This window comes from Mesorhizobium sp. M2C.T.Ca.TU.002.02.1.1 (genome assembly GCF_003997225.1).
Map to the genome: position 1 here is coordinate 1 of NZ_RZTO01001547.1, position 424 is coordinate 424.

Annotated in this window: 1 protein-coding gene; it reads left to right on the forward strand. The window is 64.9% G+C overall.

What is annotated here, in order from left to right:
* A partial coding sequence (locus EOD07_RS37215; RefSeq protein ID WP_281059129.1) for a helix-turn-helix domain-containing protein occupies positions 1-424 on the forward strand: 424 nt, incomplete at both ends.

A 424-nucleotide genomic window follows, 5' to 3' on the forward strand; every position in this document is an offset into this window, starting at 1 on the left:
CGCTGCGCATCCCGCCGCTGCGCGAGCGTCGCGGCGATATCCCGATGCTGTTTGGGCATTTCCTGGGCAAGGCGGCAGAACGGTTCGGCCGGCCTGTCGCGAAGATGAACGCTGCGGTCAGCGATCATCTCCAGTCGCATGACTGGCCAGGCAATGTGCGCGAGCTTGCCCATTTTGCCGACCGTGTTGCGCTCGGCCTCGGTCCGGAAGATGGGACGAGGGCGGTCTCCGCGCATTCGCCGGAGCCTACGGCAGCATTGCCCGAACGGGTCGGCCAATACGAAGCACAGCTCATCCGCGACGCGCTGCGCGACCATAGTGGCGAGGTGCGCGGCGCCATCGATGCGCTCGGCGTACCGCGCAAGACCTTTTATGACAAACTCAAGCGCTACGGCATTGCCGCATCAGAGTTTCGCAATGGCGG